The 20,113-nt window shown below is 40.7% G+C and carries 14 protein-coding genes and 2 pseudogenes; 12 read left to right on the forward strand and 4 right to left on the reverse strand.

Features of this window, described 5'->3' with window-relative positions; genetic code table 11:
• Positions 1–47: 47 nt before the first annotated feature.
• A pseudogene (locus tag AB6F11_RS17030) lies at positions 48–236 on the forward strand (IS3 family transposase); the annotation flags it as partial.
• Positions 237–553: 317 nt separating this feature from the next.
• Here the strand turns inward: AB6F11_RS17030 and AB6F11_RS17035 are convergent.
• The 4 genes from AB6F11_RS17035 to AB6F11_RS17050 form a co-directional block, all read right to left on the reverse strand.
• Positions 554–1,054 (reverse strand): hypothetical protein, encoded by a 501-nt coding sequence (locus AB6F11_RS17035; protein ID WP_102394395.1) that lies wholly within the window; start codon positions 1,052–1,054, stop codon positions 554–556.
• A 274-nt stretch (positions 1,055–1,328) separates the two neighbouring features.
• Positions 1,329–2,096, reverse strand: a complete 768-nt coding sequence (locus AB6F11_RS17040; protein WP_240698626.1) for a reverse transcriptase domain-containing protein — start codon at positions 2,094–2,096, stop codon at positions 1,329–1,331.
• A gap of 345 nt (positions 2,097–2,441) precedes the next feature.
• Entirely contained in the window at positions 2,442–5,237 is a 2,796-nt protein-coding gene (locus AB6F11_RS17045) for an Ig-like domain-containing protein (protein ID WP_102394393.1), read from the reverse strand.
• 959 nt (positions 5,238–6,196) lie between these two features.
• Positions 6,197–6,958 (reverse strand): winged helix-turn-helix domain-containing protein, encoded by a 762-nt coding sequence (locus AB6F11_RS17050; protein WP_017071813.1) that lies wholly within the window; start codon positions 6,956–6,958, stop codon positions 6,197–6,199.
• Between the two features lie 654 nt (positions 6,959–7,612).
• On the opposite strand from AB6F11_RS17050, the pseudogene AB6F11_RS17055 reads away from it, so the two are divergent.
• The 11 genes and pseudogenes from AB6F11_RS17055 (at position 7,613) to AB6F11_RS17105 (ending at position 20,023) form a co-directional block, all read left to right on the forward strand.
• A pseudogene (locus AB6F11_RS17055) lies at positions 7,613–8,701 on the forward strand (ISAs1 family transposase).
• Positions 8,702–9,164: 463 nt separating this feature from the next.
• Positions 9,165–9,662, forward strand: coding sequence for a hypothetical protein (locus AB6F11_RS17060; protein WP_017071812.1), 498 nt, complete (start codon positions 9,165–9,167; stop codon positions 9,660–9,662).
• A gap of 23 nt (positions 9,663–9,685) precedes the next feature.
• Complete coding sequence (locus AB6F11_RS17065; protein WP_017071811.1) at positions 9,686–12,376, forward strand: TcfC E-set like domain-containing protein; 2,691 nt, start codon at positions 9,686–9,688, stop codon at positions 12,374–12,376.
• Positions 12,363–13,067 carry a hypothetical protein gene (locus AB6F11_RS17070; RefSeq protein WP_017071810.1) on the forward strand — a complete coding sequence of 235 codons (705 nt, stop codon included), beginning with the start codon at positions 12,363–12,365 and terminating at the stop codon, positions 13,065–13,067. The genes AB6F11_RS17065 and AB6F11_RS17070 overlap by 14 nt, the downstream gene beginning before the upstream one ends.
• Complete coding sequence (locus tag AB6F11_RS17075; protein ID WP_240698625.1) at positions 13,051–14,079, forward strand: hypothetical protein; 1,029 nt, start codon at positions 13,051–13,053, stop codon at positions 14,077–14,079. Before AB6F11_RS17070 ends, AB6F11_RS17075 begins: the two co-directional genes overlap by 17 nt.
• A 378-nt stretch (positions 14,080–14,457) precedes the next feature.
• The gene (gene gbpA / locus AB6F11_RS17080; protein ID WP_102394391.1) at positions 14,458–15,909 is read left to right on the forward strand and encodes an N-acetylglucosamine-binding protein GbpA; all 1,452 of its coding nucleotides are present in this window, start codon (positions 14,458–14,460) and stop codon (positions 15,907–15,909) included.
• A 33-nt stretch (positions 15,910–15,942) separates the two neighbouring features.
• Positions 15,943–16,395 (forward strand): TlpA disulfide reductase family protein, encoded by a 453-nt coding sequence (locus AB6F11_RS17085; RefSeq protein WP_017071807.1) that lies wholly within the window; start codon positions 15,943–15,945, stop codon positions 16,393–16,395.
• A 102-nt stretch (positions 16,396–16,497) separates the two neighbouring features.
• A complete protein-coding gene (locus AB6F11_RS17090) occupies positions 16,498–17,613 on the forward strand; it encodes a hypothetical protein (protein ID WP_017068475.1) in 1,116 nt (371 codons plus the stop codon).
• On the forward strand, positions 17,610–17,939 hold the full coding sequence (locus AB6F11_RS17095; RefSeq protein WP_017068476.1) for a hypothetical protein: 330 nt from the start codon (positions 17,610–17,612) through the stop codon (positions 17,937–17,939). Before AB6F11_RS17090 ends, AB6F11_RS17095 begins: the two co-directional genes overlap by 4 nt.
• Positions 17,902–19,035 carry a cytochrome-c peroxidase gene (locus AB6F11_RS17100; protein WP_240698623.1) on the forward strand — a complete coding sequence of 378 codons (1,134 nt, stop codon included), beginning with the start codon at positions 17,902–17,904 and terminating at the stop codon, positions 19,033–19,035. Before AB6F11_RS17095 ends, AB6F11_RS17100 begins: the two co-directional genes overlap by 38 nt.
• Positions 19,001–20,023, forward strand: coding sequence for a hypothetical protein (locus AB6F11_RS17105; RefSeq protein ID WP_017068478.1), 1,023 nt, complete (start codon positions 19,001–19,003; stop codon positions 20,021–20,023). The genes AB6F11_RS17100 and AB6F11_RS17105 overlap by 35 nt, the downstream gene beginning before the upstream one ends.
• Positions 20,024–20,113: the final 90 nt, after the last annotated feature.

The following is a 20,113-nucleotide window of genomic DNA, read 5'->3' on the forward strand; positions in this document are numbered from 1 at the left end:
GCGTCACAAAAATGTGTACAAGAGATTGGATTGACCTGATCAGTTAATTTTCCGGATTGGTATTAAATGAGTTCTACCAAGTGACATTCAGAAAGAAACTGTATGGTTCAATGGAAGAGTTACAGAAAGATCTGGACGAATGGATGGACTACTACAACAATCATCGTACTCATCAAGGAAAAGTGTGCTGTGGCCGAACGCCAATAGAGACATTAGTGGATGGGAAATCAATCTGAGCTGAAAAGAACCTAACCCAGATATAATCTGACAGACACCGAGTCTAAAAGTGGGTAACTGTCAGATCAGGTCTGAATTAGTACACGTTAGCCTAAGCTAGAGAACATGTTTAAATAAAAAAGTCATACAGTATATATACCGTATGACTTCTTATTGTAAAAGATGCTAGGTTAAGCTTACTGGCTCAGCTCTTTGCATATTTTACTTAATGTCTTTCGGCTTTATGAGCGACAGCATAGTGCTGGAAAGGCTGAGATAAGCGAGGGCAACTTATGAGTACTGTTTTTTGCCTTTTGCTTTTCTTACATTTTGTAGACTACGCTGCGTCCACTGTAAAAGTCAACTCGACTTGCCCTGCCAGTTGCTCTGTTACGCTTAATGGTGTTGTTACTTGCCATTCCGGACTAACGTTCAAAGTTTGTGCTGCGTCCATCACTGCGTCGAAACTGACTTTTGAGCCTACGCTTACATCACTATGTGTTGTCATCCCCATCACCAAATCAACGGTTGCCGTTGCTGTTAGATCATCTGTATTATCTACTGATATATCCGCTCTCGTTATTTCCACATTGATTTTGGTCGTATCCGTTTTGCTACTCTCCAGATCCACCGAACCTATCCTATCTGTCTCTACTAGATTCGTTGTAGCCTCGCCTGTAATAGTGCCATTGATGGAGTTTGTGACATTTAGGTCTGCCCCACTACCTCCGCCGAACACGAAACCTGAGAAAGACAGTAGTGCGTTTCCGTCTTGTGCATATGCATTGACACTTAATACCGCAATCGCTGCGGCAATGACGTTAGCTTTTTTGAACATATCGATATCCTTTTTTTTTAGTTTACTCTTACTTTACAAATAACTTCGGTTCCCCCGTTAGACATATTACTTCCTCAGGGGTACCTCTGTGATTTCATGACGCTGCTATAATATTGTTAAATTTCGTTTTTTCACCTCATTAAACTTTACTAACATTATTTTGTTTCTCGCTTACTTCCTGTATCCGTGCTTGCTCATATTACGTATCGTTATCTTGTTTTATCCGATGCAGTGTCGGTAATTTGTTAACGTCTTTATGCGTTTCAGTAGTTTTTTATCTATTTAATTTACTTACCCATTTCACCCATCTGGCTCTGCCCTGCTTGAATTTCTTGACCCTTTCCGAATCCACTCCATAAACACTGCTCAACAACCGCAGTTTTTCGTTTGATTTATCCAAGCTACGCTTACTTGGCCCAGACCATTGGTTGCCATCAAATTTAACACCCAGCCAGTCAAAGCCTTTATCTACCCTCCCAATGGCTGTTTTGTCTGGATGCAAAGTGAGTTCCCATCTAGCCATCTCAATTTTCAGCAATTTTATAGCCTTCTTTAACTTCCAACGACTCTCAGCCAAGATAAGAAAATCATCCATATAACGATAGTAAATAACGCCGGCTAGTCTGTTTAACGACTCGTCTAGTTCATAAAAGATAGCGGCAAGGATATAGCTTGATAAACCGCAAGACCTGGGGATTCCTCTTGGGTCGTTGATGTAAATTCCCCCGCTCTCGACTTGGTAGAACAAGAACTGAGTAATTAAACGTTTTATAGACTTAGTCAAGTCTTGCTTATGTAGCCATTCAACCAATTTAAATTTATTAAGATTCTGGTAACAACCTTGAATATCCGTTCGACAGAAAAAACTATGTTGCTGAGCTTGAGTTCCTATTTGTTCCATAACGTTCGTTAACCCTGTTGCTCCAAGTGGTAGGTGAATAACACTCTCGCTTATTGGTAAGAAGTTATGTGCCTTGAGCGCTTCCGTTAAAGCCCGCAGGACCCATGCATCCCGCGCACCCCAAACTGCAACATCACCCAACTTTGTCCGGCGCACTTGCATTGAACACAATGAGAATCTGCCACTAGTGAATATGTGGAGGAAATTTTGTTTGTTTTCATCATATCGATGAAGAAATGCCCATACATCTGAGTTGGCTGGATGGTGTTTGCGCGACGTTGCTAACCATTGCCTTGCCCTGTCTAGGTTGTTATCACTAAGGAAATACCGGACTACATTGTTCTCGTTCAATTGAGTTAAGCCATTTGATTAGGTTTAATGATTTCACAAAAAAGCCGGGCTTGGTAAGGTGACCAAACTCGGCTTTATGAGCAGCATATGTTTTTATGTGAGTACCTAAAAATATGACGTTTAGGTTTATGGGTTCTATTTCTTCAGGTCGATTGAGTGTCTTTTCTCTATCCTGTCCGCTGCGTAATTACCACGTATCCAGTCTTGCCACTTCTTCCCTGTTGCTTGTTGGTATATTCCTGTATTTGATTCGTTATAGATGTTGTAAAAATAAAATCCGTCGTAACTTTTGTGGTGTAAATCATCCACGTATAGATTACTGGCATTTGCATCTACTGGGCCGTATACACACAAGCTCGCGCTGCAATTCCATTTCGTATCATCAGGTTTTACCACGAGTTTCGTAAAGCTATGATATATGTATCCGCTGTTGTACCTTTTGGCTTTAGGTTCTATGAGTATGTTAGCCAGCTCTCCGTTGCTCCATCTCGTTTTCCATTCGTTGTATTCTTCGTCGTTCATAACTAGACGTACTGACACGTCAGTTTCTTCTTGGCCATATCCGGAATGGTATCCGAAAGCAGCTCTTACTCCATTAGAATTATAGTCCGCAACCCATGCCGTACCTTCCATGCTGACGGAGACGTCTATCTTAGTGTCTGGGTATGGCGCGACGTTTACGATGGTTGTTTCGCTTTGCTGCAATCCGGTCCATGTGACTGTATGTTGTCCTGTTGCGTTGTACGTGATTGTGTTGCCACTTACTACGCAAGTAGGAGTACAACTAAGCGTTCCTTTGTTCGTTACGTCGTACGTGAACCCGTCTTCGCCTATGGCTGTAACGCTAACGCTTTCCGGTATGCCGGGTGTTGCCTGTGCGTTTGTTGCAACGTCTATTATCCAATCATGCGTACCATTACATGTGACTGTGCTATAATTATCTCCATTTGTTTGGTCGTCGGAGTCTTTTCTCATTTCATGCGGGTATGCGTTACCATTCCACAAGAAGGTATGAAGGCTCATTCCGTATGTACCCAGTGTGTGTTGGGTTTTCTGTTTCCAACTCTCATAACTTGTGAGGTCGAGAATAGAAAGTCCAAGGCTGTTACAATACTTTTTCGCATCGGTGTCGGATAGTATTGCGTATTCGACACCGTTATCTGCTGTCTGCTTTCCGTTAGTTGCGTATCCTTTTTCTAATGCTTCATATGCGGTTAGCGTCGGGTGCAGGTATATATCTGTTGGAAATGCGTAGTCGTCTGGTCGGGTCAACGTGACGTCTTGCGTTACCCATGACGTATTATCGGCTTCGTCCGCCACTAGTATCATTATCTCATGATCGCCTGCTTCGTAACCTACTACGCCACTTACATCGTTACCAGACAATGCGCCTTCCTGGAACGACTTCGGGTATATAGCATCCACTACTTTCGAGGTTTGCCCGTTGTCGTTGTCTACGGTCAGTGAAATGTCGAACGGCTTGTAGATGTCTTCCGTTATTCTACTTGGTGTTGTGATATCTGGAGGTAAGTCGACATATCTCTTTACGCATAATGCTGGCCTGGGATTATAGTTGCTTGTTGTGGTGCTATCTGATACGTTCAAGTACAATGGCTTGTTTGTGCTGGTCTTAGAAACAGCGGCATAACTATCGGCCCATTCCCAACCGAGATGCTCGTGATCAAGATGTGAGTTTTGTATCTGCTCTTGGACTAATGCCATGTCGCCGTTATCTGCCGTCAACATTGTAGTGCCGGGGTAAATGGCTTCACAATAGGCGTATGCTTCGTCGGGTGTATATTCCACAAACGCGCCAAATATATAGTTGTCGTCCCCTAGGGTTTTTTCATTGTTATTAAATCCTGCCTCTATGTGTTGCGAAAGTAAAGGAGGAGGCATCAATATATAGTCCACGCCATTCTTGCTGAAAGAATAAGGTTTAACTTTAGATTGTGGGGCGATCGTAAGCGTTGCTGTATCATATCCACCTTGTCCATCCGTAACTGTATAGGTTATAACACCATGACTCGTGGGGTGGGTAACCTTGTAACTTATCTCCTGCATAGCACTTACAGACACTTCGGTATAAGGGTCGCTATTGACTTCAGAAATATACCAACTATCTCCATCGATTTCTGTGACTGTCGGTTTGTAAGTAAACTCCTGATAAACCTCAGCACCTATAGAGTCATCGCTGGCTGTTGGGGGGTTATTACTTCCTACAGAGATGGCCACGCGTATTTCCCCTGATATAACGATTTCGTTGTTGTTCTGAGATGACCCTCTAAGACTATAATGAACGATACCGACGCCTGAACTTGTTCCGGGTACAATAGTAATTTCATTCTCATCAATTCCCACACTAGCAATAGTGTTATTTTGGGTTACATCGGAAGCCATCTCCAACGACAGTATGCTCCCAAAAGTTCCATGTTTGCCAATTTCCTCTTCCAAATTTATGGTTATATCTTGACCGCCCAGGCTGCCATTAACGTGAATCGTTTCGAAAAAAGGCGGAACCCCGGCTATGCTTGAGCTGGCGTTAACTTGAATTGTATTACTACTTGTAATTTCCCCACTACTCACTGTGTATGCGTAGCTGCACCCAATAGCTTGACTAAAATCTGTGTAGATCAACAGCCCGTCGTATGAAGAAACGGCGGTGGCGCATTCATCTAAGTCAGTGAGTGGAGCAACGTCTAGGATAGTCGTGGGAGCTGATGAATCGACATATGCTGTTAAGTCAATTTCTGACGACTCTCCAATAGGAGTGGATAGATACGCAGCACTGGCGTTAACGTAAGCCTGCTCTTCAGGGAGTTGTTCATTGTTAGTGCTTTGCTCTCCGTCCCCAGAATTACAACCACCTAGAATTAACAAAGCAGCGGAAAGGAGCGCCTTTGTCGATTTTGGGACTGTACTTTTAGTCATAAAACTGTTTGCCTCTTTTTGCTTAGTAACATTTTCTCGACGCTGGAAAATACAATACAATGGGCAATATTGTTATTAATTAAATAATTATTAAGATAGTAATAAAGATAAATATAACAAATACAGTCAGTTAAAAATGTAGCAACAAGAATAAGCAGAATTAGACATGAGTAAATTTGAGTCACGCGACAACAACTCAGGGCCTACCCTCGTAAATTACCATCTTCTAAAGAGGGCGGGGTGTACCCTAAATTCTGTGTAACTGTTTAGACTTAATCCTTAAAGATGACCGTATGGATAGAAAGCACTGAAGCTTTTGATAGTGAAGCTGCTAAGTCAATTAAAACAGTATCTGACCTTGATGACATCTGGAAAAATCAAAGATGCATTTAGCATGAGTAATTTTACAGGCGATGGCGAAGCGTATGATAACCACCTACTGAAGTAGGTGGTTTTGGGCTGAAAATCACAAAAGCTAGGATGAGCGCCAGCTTTACGTAATATACAGTCAGTCTACGCGCTCATATAGATACGCGGCCCGCTGAGTAAAAAGTAAAAAGCCTCCATTCGATCTTTCAAGCGGAATCACAGTCATATTTTCTCTCCCCATGACACCTGGCCCGATGACGACTTCTTCCCAAAAAGGTAACTCACGATCACTTGGCTTGGTTGAGTGATGCTCTTTCTCATAAAAAGACAACTTACTATCTTCGAACTTAAAATCGCCTTTAGTAAAAGAACCACTCTTACATCGAGTAAATACATTTAGTTCGTATGTATCATTACTATATAGTTCTAGCTCAGTCCTTAATTTCAGTAACAAGCACTCGCGATCATTATTAATTGCTATGTGCGACATAGTGTTTGACTTGTAGCTCCCATTGATTTGCTCAGACTTGAAAGTATGTATAAGCCACCCTGTTACTAATGTAGATATCGAAATAACGCACACAATTAATCTATTCACAGAACCTCCCAACAATCTCCGAAGGAAAGCTAACAGACTCAAGGTTATCATTTATTGCGATGGAAAGTCCTCCGGTACTGATAACATGGGCGGAGCCAAGGTCAATTCTTACATCGCCTTTCTTGGTTTTATATACACAAGAGTCATAGATTCGATAAGAGTAATCTTCTGCGTTTTTTGGCCCTCTATATGCTTTAGCAGCAGCACTACCATAGTAACCTAACAAAAAACACAATATTCCACTAAATGCATATTTCATTATCCATTGACCGCTGAACAACGAAGAGACATCAAAATATTTTGAGTTTGAAATGGTTTTCTCAGTGTTTTCTTCCCTCAAGGGTTCAGGTTTAATATCACTCTCGTCTTTCTGCTCAGTTTCTTCTTTTAGTGTCTGCTCAGTGGAATAAGCGTCAACCACAGCTACAAAGCGATAGCCCTTACCTCGCTCCGTTTTGATGACGTCACCGCTTTTATCACCGAACGCCTTACGGCAACAAGAGAGCGCGTTCATCAAACTGCTCTCTTCGACTACAACTCCTCTCTTAGTCCAAATATTATCTATAATTTGCTGCTTGGAAAGGAGTTCGTTAGGATGAGCCAGAAAGTAGTTGAGTAACTCCGTTTCATTCAAGCCAATACTTGACACATGATTAGTGTGCAGGTCTTTTACTAGACTTTTGTTTAAATCGACTACAAAGCAACGATTTATCAAGATCATTGTATCGTTCCTAGGTTGATCAATCTTTTTCATAAATACTCATTACTAAAACTATAGATATAAATTAGCATATTTAAACCTCAGATTAATCAACTACCGGCTTAATCAGCCCCACCATATACGCGAAATACGCGAATTTAAAAACTCATTTAAAAAACTCATAATAAAGGCAACTACATTAAAAACATAATTAATCAATATGCAACCCATTAGATAAGCATAAAAGTTGATTTGATTTATTCGACTTAACATACACTTACCCATTAAAAGGGCAATAGTTTCTTCATTTAATTCTAATCGAAAATGCTATTTCCGCAAGTTTCTACCACATACCCTATCAACATCAAACACTTAATATTTAATGATAATAAAAAAACATAAACAACTGATAAATAAAACCTTTATTCAATCAAGCCCACAAAAGTAATACAAGGAACAACCCCAGTAAACCGTTCACACAATTAGTAAAAATATAAAGGTAAACAAAAAAAATCAGAATTTTAACATTTGTATACACCACGGTATTCAACAAACGGCTAATAACGCTAGGTACGGTAAAACGGTCACTCAAAGCGCACCATAAAGAAGCTTTTATCACTCTCTAGAGTATTTCCTTTATCAGGGCGGGATCGCACTTTGTGAGCAACTATGATCTAATAGGCTCAAACCCACAAATCGGTATCAACTTTGAGCCTCATAGAACACCTTTCGATTGTCGAAGATACGCAGTCATCCATCAACCAAAAGCATGATTTAGTTGACATTATTTTCCTTGTCATTAGCGACATAACTGCTGGCAGCGAGGGCTGGCAAGATATTGAAAGATATGGTGAACATAAACTGGAATGGCTTAGAAAATATCGAACATTTGCTCACGGTACCCCTCGTCGGCACACAGTCGCAAGAATATTACGTTCCGTTGTCGCCGAGTCTTTACTCGAAGCTCTCGCATTGTGGATTAATGAGCAAAGAGAAAATCAGAGTAAACCCGTTATCACTTTCGATGGAAAAGTGCTTCGCTGCTCTTATCGCTCTAACCCCAAAACGGCACTATGCCTACGATACAGAGCGTGGTCTTGTTCTCAGCCAGAAACCGACAGAAACAAATAATGACGAAATTAATATTGTAAGGCAGATGCTTGATATTATTAACGTTAAGGGCAGCATTATCACCATTGATGCATTACATTGTCAGTGTAAGACATTAGAAAAAATAGCTGCGAAAAACGCCCATGTTGTTATCCAAGTAAAGAAGAACCAACCTAAGTTGAGAGATGTCGTTGTCTCCCAATTTCAAACCGTTTTTGACGCGAAGAAAGAAAAAGTGGTGACGGAAGTAACGCAAACTCTGCATGGGAGAAAAGAAGAACAAATTGTGTTTCAACTCAAAGCAAAGCTTCCCCAGGAACTCGCGGAAAAGTGGACAACAATACGCAGTATTATTGCCGTAGAAAGTCACCGTACAATCAATGGAAAAGGCACTGTAGATACCTCGTATTATATCAGATCTCTTTCACCCAATCACAAGCTACTTGGTCATTATATCCGTCAACACTGGCGAATCGAAAACAGCCAACACTATGCTTTAGATGTTGTTTTTAAAGAAGACAGTTCACGAATCTGTTTAGAGGGTGCGGTGGAAAATATTGCTTTATTTAGACGTTTTGTGATGAACACGCTCAAACAATGTGAGTGCGGCGCTCCGAGCTAAAGACAAAAACTAAAAAATCGGGTTGGTGTGACGCTTACAGAGCACAAGTATTCTTTGGGTTATAAATCAATAAATAAATCAATCAATAAATCAAAGTATGCTAGAACCTTTATAAGCTTAGAATGAATGGTTTACGACTCACTTCTTTCAAAAAACTCTAACCGAGAGTTGGTAGAAACCCCCTCACTTGGCTCCAATGACTTCTTAATCAATAGCAAAACTGTTGCTAATTTTCATTCAAAATACCAGTAGATGAATTTACTTTTAATATGTGATTGGGTGCTTTCTTTTAATAACTGGTTTTCGCAGTAATTGAGCTTTTTCTGAAGAAGATAATCCATTTCTGTTAAATAGGTAAAAATCAGTCACTTGCATTGTTTTATTAATCATTAAAGTTTAATTATTTTTTATGGGGCGACAATATCTATATATTGGCGTCGTTCTATAAAAGACTGAAGCTTATCCCGCTTTACATGCGAGTAAAGCTAAATAATAGCTACAGCAACACTCCGTTAAAGGTGATTACAAATGAATGTCGGTAAAGTGGCCCTCTTTATGATTGTTTCGGCTGCGTGCTGCGCAGCCACGATTAATGCGAAAGCCTCTTCCTTCAGCAGGAGTTCGGAGGGGTTTCAGGTACAGGTGTCTTCAACGGTTAAACCTTCAACTTTTCCACCCATTATTACAGGTGAAGATGGAGCTCCAATTCCGGATTCGATTGAGGTTAAAGGCGATGCAGGAACTAATCAGATTAGGACACTTGAGGCAGTAGTTTTAGAGTCAATATCATCGATAAATAGCAATGAAGTCTCATCAGATTGGGACGTTAAGGTAAGTAGCTATTTACTCGATAGTACTAATCTCGATCCCAGCCACATTGATATCTATATAGATGGCGTCAAGCAGGATTCTATCGATAATGTATCAAAATTGTCACTAAGCGTTGAAGCCGAAAATCAAGTTTTGCGGGCAGCTCAAGTTATCAACATTAAAGTTGAAGTTACCGCATCTATTTATATTCCCTGAGTGGATTGTTAGCGTAGTTAAATATGAAGTATATATATATTGCCTCAGCAGCAGGACTATTATTTTCGTTCTCATCGTTTGCTGTTATACCAGAAGGTTTTAAGTCTTTTTATATTGAGAAACAAGTCAATACGGCTGTCAATTTTAACGGCTCTGAGACGACTGTTTCTGCTTTGATGAGTTTTGAACGATATAAAGTATCTCAAAAGGGGACTGGTCAATTACGTAAATTTCTAGGTGGTAAGGTCAAGCCAGAATACATTGATAAGCTAGTTGCTTACCTCAATGATGGCGTAACATACAGTGAATATTGCGTAGGCAAAAGCTACGAGCAATGCGCGTTTATGCCAGAAGATATTGCGTTGGTGTTCGATTATCCGACTAAACAGGCAAAGGTATTTGTACACCCCGATGGTTTAATTAAGGAAGTAACCCAACAAGAATATGATGATGGTATTTTAGATAACAATGCGTTGATTAATTCAGTTAGTCTGGATGCGTCATATGATTCTGAAAGTAACACTGACTCTTCACTATATGGTGATGCCACGTTAGGAGTTCACTATGGCTACTTTAATGCAAAATACGAGATTTCAGAGCAGTCAGAGTTTTCCAACTTAACCTACACTTTAGATAGACCGGGTTATGCTTTCGTCGCTGACTACGCCAAAGATGGCGCAAGAACGTACTCCTCTTTTGGGCTATTCCCCTCAAGCAACCCAAACGGTGAAGTATACTCCCTTGGGGTAGTGACGTCTGAGAACCTGAACATTGATAAAGGTGATAATGGCCAGGTGCTTAATGTATTTTCCCCTGTGAATGGAGTTATGCGGATGTATAAAGGTGATCGTCTGATCGCTTCCAAAAATGTCAGTTCAGGATTTACTAAAGTCCCTTATTCAGGTTTACCCAATGGTATCTATGAAGTAACCATTGAGATTAGTGAACGAAATGAAGTGGTTTCAACGTACAATACTCAAATTTATAACTTAAATACGAGTAGAACGCATTCGAATTATAGTCTGAGATACTCATTTATAGATAGGCAGGATAGGGCTCTTCCTAGTTATCTTGACAATGTCGTGTCGCCTGAAACTTTATCAGATTTTCAACAAGATACTGGCATACTCGAGTCCGAGTTCGTTCTTCCAGTACTGGATAGTGCTAGGCTCGGCTTTTACGCGCTACTAGCCGATAACCTTGACTATGGGTTAGGAATAGGGGGCGAAGTCATTAACGACATATTTAACGTCGTTGGGTCTGTTAAAGTGTATGACGATATGGCCTATCAATTGTCTTCAGGTGTAAGTTTTGGGCCATTTAACTTGAGCTATAGTGATATTAATCACACTGATGGGTTTTCTGGTCACTATCCATTATCCAGATTAATGAATGGTAGCCAAAGCGAGAGTCTATTATCCTTAGGCTACTTCACTCAACTTGGCGAGAGAACAACGTTTAATCTTTCTATAAACGAGGCTCGTAGCACCGACTATGAAACATTCAGTGCAGATAGCGAAATTGGCTACCGCTTTACTAATGGTTGGGAGGTCAATTTGGGGGCAGGCTACGATAAACAAAGTGTGACGACTTCAAAAGAAGATGAATATTCAGCATCTATTAGGTTATCGATTCCTTTAAGTCGAAACATAGAGTTCTACTCTTATAACAGCGGTAAAGCGGCGGACTTTATCAGCCGAAATGAGATTCAATACTCCGGTGAATCTATTGATAGTGCAGGGGTTCGCACTACAATAGAAAAAGACGCTAAAACAGAGAGTGAGCTTTTTGTCGTAGACTCATATAAGAATGATGTCTTCGATATAGATTATCGAGGTGAACTTGATTCTGAGAGACTTAATGCAAGTACGTTCATTAACAATACGCAAGTAATATCTACAGAAGGTATCTTTTTTACGGCGGATAGCAATAAAAGTTACCTTATTGAGACGCCTAAAGTGGTCAGTAGTGAGGCCATGCTATCCAATGATGTTCTTGGAACGGCTAGGGTAAGTACAGAAGATCGAAGTAATAACTATATCCGAATCGGTCAAAATGATTTTTTAGTTGGGCTTGAATCCTACAAGGGTTATTCACATCAATTTATGCCAAACAATACTAGTTATATACTTGCAGAGGAATCATTGCTTATGACCGACCATTTTTCATTACCAGGATCAGTCGTTCACGTGCAGCCGCATTTAGTGAGCGTTTCAAGCAATATGGTTAGGTTGTCTATAGAAGGAAATGAGGTAGTGGAGTCTGCCCAATGCTTGACTGATTCATGCTATGACGCAAACGAAATAGCACCCGGAATCTATAACGTCAAGTACGCAGGCAAGCATACACTGTTAAGCAATAACCATGTGCTTTGTTCAGTAGAAACAGACCTGTCTTCTGCCGTTGCAAGTAGCTCGTGCTTTCCTGAAGTTGAGCCACTATCCGAATTTGTATTGGGTAAGGGTGAATATATTATGCTATCCGTCATATTCGAGGATAATGTGGAAATAAAACGTAATATGGAGCGTACTTTCGGCAAGCATGTTTTGTTCCACAAAATGGGTGATAATGTCGAAGTTGCATATATTCCTAAAAGTTTAGCAGATCGATACAAAATTTCTCAATTTACAAAAAATAATGAAGAAATGATTATTTCTTTGAGGAATGTTTATAAAAGAATTAATGAAAAGGATGAAATCTATGCTCAAAACTAATATTTTTCGACTTGGAATTTGTCGTTATTTTATTACTGCAATAGTCACTCTAGTTTATTCTAACCCGTCTCATTCACTAGATATTGAATCTTTAGTTGAATACTCTGATAGAGGAGAAAAAATCGACTATGTTTTAACTAACAATAAAGATGAAGATCTATTTATATCAACGAAAATATTTGAAATACATGTTGATAAAACTGGTGAGAAAGTAGAGAAAGAGTACTCTTCTGAAAATTTTGATGATTGGGATCTTACGCTATCGGAAGCTAAGTTTATTCTTAGGCCAGGTGAGGTTAGGACCGTAACGGCTTATCGTATCCATCCTGACCGTGAACTTGCATCAGATAAAGTGTTTAAAGTTCGATTTTCTCCTACTTCTGTAAATACTATCCAGAATACTGTAGCTATTAACTATGGTTACGGCATCCTTTCGATCTTTGAAACAAGCAACGAGCCGCAAGGGTACCCGGAAGTAAGCAAAGTAAAAGACAAGATTGAGATATCTAATAAATCAAATAAGTTCTTAGAGGCTAAAATTTGTTCTAGTAAGGATGACTGTGGTGGTGTGGACTATATTCTTCCAGGTAGAAAAACGAATATTTCACTTCCAGAAGAAATGGATATCAATAACGTATATGTTGAATTTTCAAGTAATGATGGGTCATTTGAATATGAAGCTGAGTTATAAGTCAATTTCGCAATTAGTTATCCTTAGCTCTGTTATTGCTTGCAATGCAACAGCTGATACTATGATCGCCGGAACTATTGAAGGAAAAACTATCAAATGGACCGATGGTGAAGAAAAGAACGATTACGTGATTTCGGAAGGGAATGAGCCTATGGGGCACATAGAGTATGCGACGGAGTGGAAGGCTGGTGTAAAATCCTATCCAAGTCAGATAATACTGAAGCACACTGGCACAAGCGACTCTGTGTATTTAACAATAGACAAAGTCGGAGGCTCATTTACTTATTCATATTCGCCTGCTAGCGTTCAAAACAACCCTGATGCTCGTTCGTGTGCTTATAGTGATTCTAATGGTTTGGCTTACGAGGTAATCTCCAGCAACGGTGTCTCTCGATGTTATGGTGAGGATAAAATATCTCTTTCTAGCTCTATGCAGCCATTCAGTTATATTAAGCCAATTGTTAGTTTTTCCAACATAATAGGTGCATTTAATGATAAACCAGCTGGTGTGTATGTTGGCTATATTCCGATTTCTTATACATACGGTTTTAATAACAACAGTGATCCTACCGGATACCGAGATATAGCTATAATGCAAAAAGTTGTTATTTCTAACATGCCTAACTTTATTCAGAGTATTGACCTATCTGCTGCTACTTTGGATCTCACCCCCCAAACTGATGGCTCAGGATCTATCTTTGCAGAAGAAACTTTAACGGTGACGGCCAATGGGAATATGGGACCGAAATTGAGTCTATATGTCCCTCAAGTTATGTTTAATTTGGTAAGTGGTAAAAATCTCATCCCTTTGGATGTTGAACTCTCAAGTAATAATAAGACTCAAATCATAGCTTCGGATGCAGCAAGGCAAGCAAGAACTTTTGATATTGAAACCCAAGTTAACCATTCCTCACATAGCTTTGATCTGATATTCAGCTACTCCGAAGATAGTATAGAGGATGGAGTGTATAGTAACAGCTTCTACTTCTTGGTAGAGATGCCATTACAGTAAAGGTTGATATTTATAATATTTATCAACCTTTAAATTTTAAACAATAAATAAATCAATTTTAAGGCTCTCTGCTTTATATCGGGCAGAGGGCCTTTTTATTTCCTATTTCTGCTGTTTGTTTCTCTAATTTTGTCTATTTTAATCCCATTCGATTCGAGTTTTAGGTTATTGTCTTATTTAACATTAGGTAATTGATGTTTTTATTAATTTTTAAATAGTGTTCATTCTTATCTTTCGAAGCAATAGTGACGTTGCAGTCTTTGTGCACTGAAGCTAAGCACTAGGATTTTCACGGTTATAGCGATAAAGGAATGTCTTATTGTAAAAACCATTTGTAGTGCTTAAAACTTAAAACTTAAAACTTAAAACTTAAAACTTATGAAATTGGAATTTAAAAAAAGCGTAATTGCAGTTATGTTGTCCACCCTTAGTGGAGGAGCATTGGCACACGGTTATGTATCACTTTCTGAAGATGGCCTTATTGGCCGAGCTGCTCTATGTGGCTCCTCTCAATCGGAGGGTCTAACGATCAACACGAACTGTGATGGTGTTGAATGGGAGCCGCAAAGTGTAGAAGGACCAGATGGTTTTCCTGAAGTTGGCCCTGCTGATGGAAAAATCGCCAATGCTGGTATGGCAAGGTTTTTAAACTTAAATGAACAGACGGCCCAACGTTGGGTTAAGCAACCCATTCAATCTGGCAGTCAACAGTTTGAGTGGACTTACACTGCGCCACACCCAGCGGCAAGCTGGAAGTACTACATCACTAAGCAAGATTGGGATGTTAATAGCCCGTTAACACGCGACTCGTTCGATCTTATTCCGTTCTGTGAAGTACAAGGTAATGGCGAACTCCCAGCAGCAGGTGCATCTACCGCACACGAATGTTCTGTTCCAGATAGAGATGGCTATCAGGTAATTCTTGCTGTTTGGGATGTATCAGATACGCCAGCTTCATTCTATAACGTGATGGATGTTGAGTTTGAAGACAACGGTCCACAGCTACCCGATTGGGAAAGGGCTGGTCAAATTATACCAACTATGGATCTTAACGTTGGAGACGCAGTTTATACACGAGTTTTTGAAACAAATGGTGAAAATCCAGCATTGAGCACGCGCATCGAAATTACTAGCGAGCAAAACGGCAAGAAAAGTAATTGGGCTCACGAACTTGCTAAGAAAGTGAACCAAGAGCAAGACGGCAGTAAGAGATACATTAAAGCGGGTGCTCTAGTTGAAGGAGAGCTTGTTCCAGCTTATGGCGCTAACCCAGTGTATGTAAATAAAGACCAAGGCTTAGTTAGTGTTGAAATTGGTTACGACATTGATGTCCCAGAATCCGAAATTAAGACTGAGGTTTCAGGACTGGATAATGAATATTTGATTGACGATACACCAACGGTTCTTGATTTGGCATTGGCTTCTCAGGGTGATGCACAAGTCGAGATTACGGCGTACAACCACAACCGTGATACTTTAGCCCATTGGGAAGATGCAGTGAAAGATGGGGAGTCTGTAAATCCTCAGCTTGAACTTTCTAAGTCTGAGCCAGGTCATCATATGTTGGTAGTAAAAACCAGAAACAGTGAGGGTAAGCTAGTCGGCCAAGAAACGCTGGACTTCAATTTGGTTGAACCCGCGGGAGATGTTAACTACGTATACCCAGATGGCTTTGGTCGCTATGTTGCTGGTGATGTCGTTAAGTTTGAGAATGAAGGTGTGTACGAATGTTTCGGTGCTTGGGCTGCGCATTGTAACACTGATGGATTCCAGCCAGGTGTTGCTGCGGATCCTGCTTGGGTCGCTCAGCAGTGGAAAAAATTAGACTGATTAGTCTATAGCCATCTAATAAAAGCGGCTTAAATGGCCGCTTTCTTTTCTTCGCATTTGAAACTCAAAATTATGAAATATGCCCAGTATCTAACTCTTTTTTTGGTGCTATCACCAGTTATGGTAAAAGCCTCGCCTTTTATTAATAGTGAACATGATAATGAAATTAACGTCGTTTCCTATTTCGCTGAGTGGTGTAAACCTTGCCGTAAAGAAGCAAAAATTCTAAACAAACTTAGTCAACAAGGTGTGAGTGTAGCAGGTATAAACTTTGACCAAGATAGCGATCAGTACACGCAAAAAGTCATCAAAAATCTGGGCATTGAGTACCCAGTGTACAAACAAGGTAAGCACGATACACGACTACCTCCTGTATTGCCAACCACATACATAATGTCTCAGGGACAAGTCGTTCAGGCCCTTTACGGTGCACAGAGTTATACCGATATTATGCACGCGCTAAAATTTCGCGATAAGAGGCTCTAGACTATGAAGAAATTTCTACTTAGCCTTGCCTGTATATTACCTAATACCAGCTTTGCCACAGAGGTTAGTCTAGTTGCTACGCCAGCTGAAGAGGGAGCGGCTATGTCTCGTCTATACTCGAACGGCCAACAAACTGTGTTGTCTTGGGTCGAGGTTGAAGGTTCTGTCGCGACTTTAAAATACTCTCTACTTGAAGGAAATGAATGGAATGTGCCGACAACGGTTTTGAGTGGCAGTAACTGGTTCAATAATTGGGCGGATTACCCAAGTGTACTTGTTGATGGGGATAAAGTTCGCGCTCACTGGTTGGAGAAAACCAACTCAGGTAAATACGATTATCGAGTTCGTGTCACTTATTCAGAAGATAGTGGGGAAAGCTGGGCCCAGCCTTTTACCCCGCACCGTGACGGTGTAGATGCCGAACATGGCTTCGTTTCTATGCAGCAAAGCGGCTTAGAGACGTTCATTACGTGGTTAGACGGTCGTAACACCAAATCACCAACTGAACATGGCGATGATCAGCGTAACCATCATGGACATAGCGGAGCAATGACACTGAGAGCTGCTATGTTCAAAGGTGGAAAAATAAACCAAGAATGGTTGGTGGATGAACGCGTTTGCGATTGTTGTACTACAGCTGCGGCGACAACGGAAGAAGGGATCATTGTCGCTTATCGAGATCGCAGTGATGACGAAATCCGAGATATCCGTGTTCAACGCCTAGTCGGCGGGAAGTGGTTGCACTCAGAAAGTGTCCCTAAAGATAGTTGGAGCATAGCCGGGTGTCCTGTCAATGGACCCTCGCTCGCAGCATCGGGCAAGAATGTAGCATTGGTGTGGTTTACTGCGCCTAATGAACAGCCGCAAGTTAAGCTCGCGGTGTCTCTGGACAATGGCAAAACGTTTGGAAAAAGTATCACAGTATCTGAACAAACGATTGGCCGTGTCGATACCGTACTACATGATGGTCATGTGATTGTTAGTTACTTAGCGGTAAACGGTGGTAAAGCTGAACTTAAAGTAGACCGATACCATTTGGATGGCAATCGCATAGATTCCGACACCCTTGATATACTCAGTCTAGATCGGAAAACAGGTTTTCCTAGCCTTGGTATTCACGATGGCCAAGTCATAGTGTCGTGGAACAAAGATACTGTCTATACCGCGCAATTGGATTACTCTCGCGGAGCTCAAAATAGGGTGAGACTGAAACCATGAATATGCTTGTTATCGTGCTGTCTATAGGGGCTATGTGCTTGTTTTACTCTTTTGACGTGTTTGCTAAAAACGAAGCACAAAGTATGGCTACCAATACTATATACGCCTTTAAATTTGAAAAGCCCGATACCGACTGTGAGAACCTAAAAGTTTCTGGTTATATGTTGGGTCACAATCACGGTCTACCCACTAACCCAGTGGTTAGTGGCACGGGCGAACAGCAATGTGTAGTGAAGGGTTTAATGTTTAATATGCCAGGGAAATGGAAAATACAGATTAGTCGAGACAATGAAACGGTTCGTATTCTGTCTTTTGATGTTCGTTAGTTCCGCACTTGTTATTGGTACATGGTTGAGCTCCTCTCCTGAAGTCATTTCAGAGCCTATTACACCCTACGAGGAAACGTTGCTAAAGCGAACGATGCTAGATGTTCATTATCGTGCCGAGAGGAAAGAGGGGCTTTCATTGCAAGCCAAACTTGGTGAACGGTTGTTTCATGACCTAGGTCTGAGCAGGGGTAAAGATATAAGTTGTGCATCTTGTCATGTGCCTGAACACAATTTTCAGGATGTGGATAACCTATCAGAACAAGTTAACGGGTCGCCAATCCGTGCATTGAGCCTTCGCGGAGTTGCTGAGCAAGACTGGTATTTTTGGGATGGAAGAGCTGATTCGTTATGGGCTCAGGCTTTAGAAGCAATAACAAAAGACCATGATTTATCCACTCTAGAGGCGGTTAAATATGTTTGTGATACATACGGGCAACAATACGCCTCAGTGCTAACTCAATGTGGGCAAAGTGAATACTCAGAGCAACAAGCAGTTGAAGTGGGGAAAGTAATTGAATCCTATGTCTCTACAATAAATCACTATTGGACTCGTTTTGATGAGTATGTTTATAGACATTTGATTAAGGTGGAACAAAATAGTGATGTGCTTACGAGTGACGAACTTGCTGGAATGCGCTTGTTTTTCGATTCTGAAAAAACGGGGTGTATTGACTGCCATAGCGGGCCGCGATTCACTAATGGAGGCTTTTTCGCCATCGGAACTGGGCGAGACGAACAACATGATCGCATTGCCGGTGGAAAGAAGTATCAGGATTCCATCTACCAGTGTCAAAATTGGCAGGATCCAGAACATTGTGGTCACGCTCAATACGCGAGGTTTGAAGGCTCAGATTTAAAAGGAGCATTTAAGGTTCCATCACTTCGAAATTTAGCAGGTAGTCCATCTTTTATGCACGATGGTCGATTCAAAAGTTTGGAAGAGGTTATCGATTTTTACATTAACCCTTACGAATATCCTTTAGTGCATACAGATGTGACGCCGCTGAGGCTATTGCCTCATCAAAGAAAACAATTAATTTTATTTTTGCAGGCCCTAAATGATGAATATATCCCCCCATCGAATCCCAAATAAATATAAATGGTTTACGTTACTACTTTTAATACTGCCTTCGACATCATTCGCGCATGTCCAATGGTTTGTTGCCCCTGAGGAGATGAAACAGGTCTCCTTTGCATGGGATTGGGTGTATTACAGTATTACTTTATTGGTGTGCAGTTGTGCATTACTTGGTGTTCTTGTCTCCCATAACAGTGACAGATTAGGTGCTGTTAACTGGCTTATTGCAAAACCAGTCAATGGCAGTAGAGCTCTATATTCAGGGGTATTCTCTGGCCTGACTGTGCTGTTTTTTTTATTACTGGTTATCAGAGGGGGCTTCATAGCACCTAATATTAATTTACCAAGTGAATGGATAACAGCTGGAGTGATTTTACAAGGTTTAATAGTGCTATCTGCTTGTATTAGTATTTCGCTTTCGGGATTTTTTATTCTCCTGACAACGGTTTTTATGGGTGTAAATATTCCCGCAGTTATTACTGTCAACTACCTGTTTGAGTTTATCGCTGTAGGTATGTTTATGTTGTTAACTGGACACTACATCTCGAAGAACGACCAAAGGCTGGTTGAAGCTTTGAATTTGGATAGTGAGAACATGTGGAAAATCGCACTGATCATACTACGAATTGGAATTGGTTTGCAGTTGGCTATTTTGGCATACACAGAGAAGCTAGCTTATCCAGGTTTGGCTCTTGTATTTATTGAAATGTTCCCATTTTATAATTTCTTCCCAAGCATTGGTTTGAGCGTGATTTCGGATCTCCACTTTGTGTACTTTATCGGTTTATGTGAGTTGCTGCTTGGGCTGCTGCTAGCTTTTGGCTTTGCTAACCGTCTCGTGATGGTGATGTTAGCGTTTGCATTCATAACTACATCATTTATCCATGGTGCCCATGAAATTGAAGGGCATTTACCCATTTTCGCTGCTGCATTTGTATTGCTGCTTGAGTTATACAACCGACCAAAAGCGTTAGTGGAAAAAGTAACGGTAAGTCATGCCTGACAGAATACTGAGCATGGATGCTTGGTGACTGCACCGTAATTTGATTCAATGTTCAAAAGAATTTCAAACTCATGCCTATAACCAAAGATA

Origin of the sequence: Vibrio sp. 10N.247.311.14 (assembly GCF_041467715.1) — a bacterium.
Classification (GTDB): Bacteria; Pseudomonadota; Gammaproteobacteria; order Enterobacterales; family Vibrionaceae; genus Vibrio; species Vibrio crassostreae_C.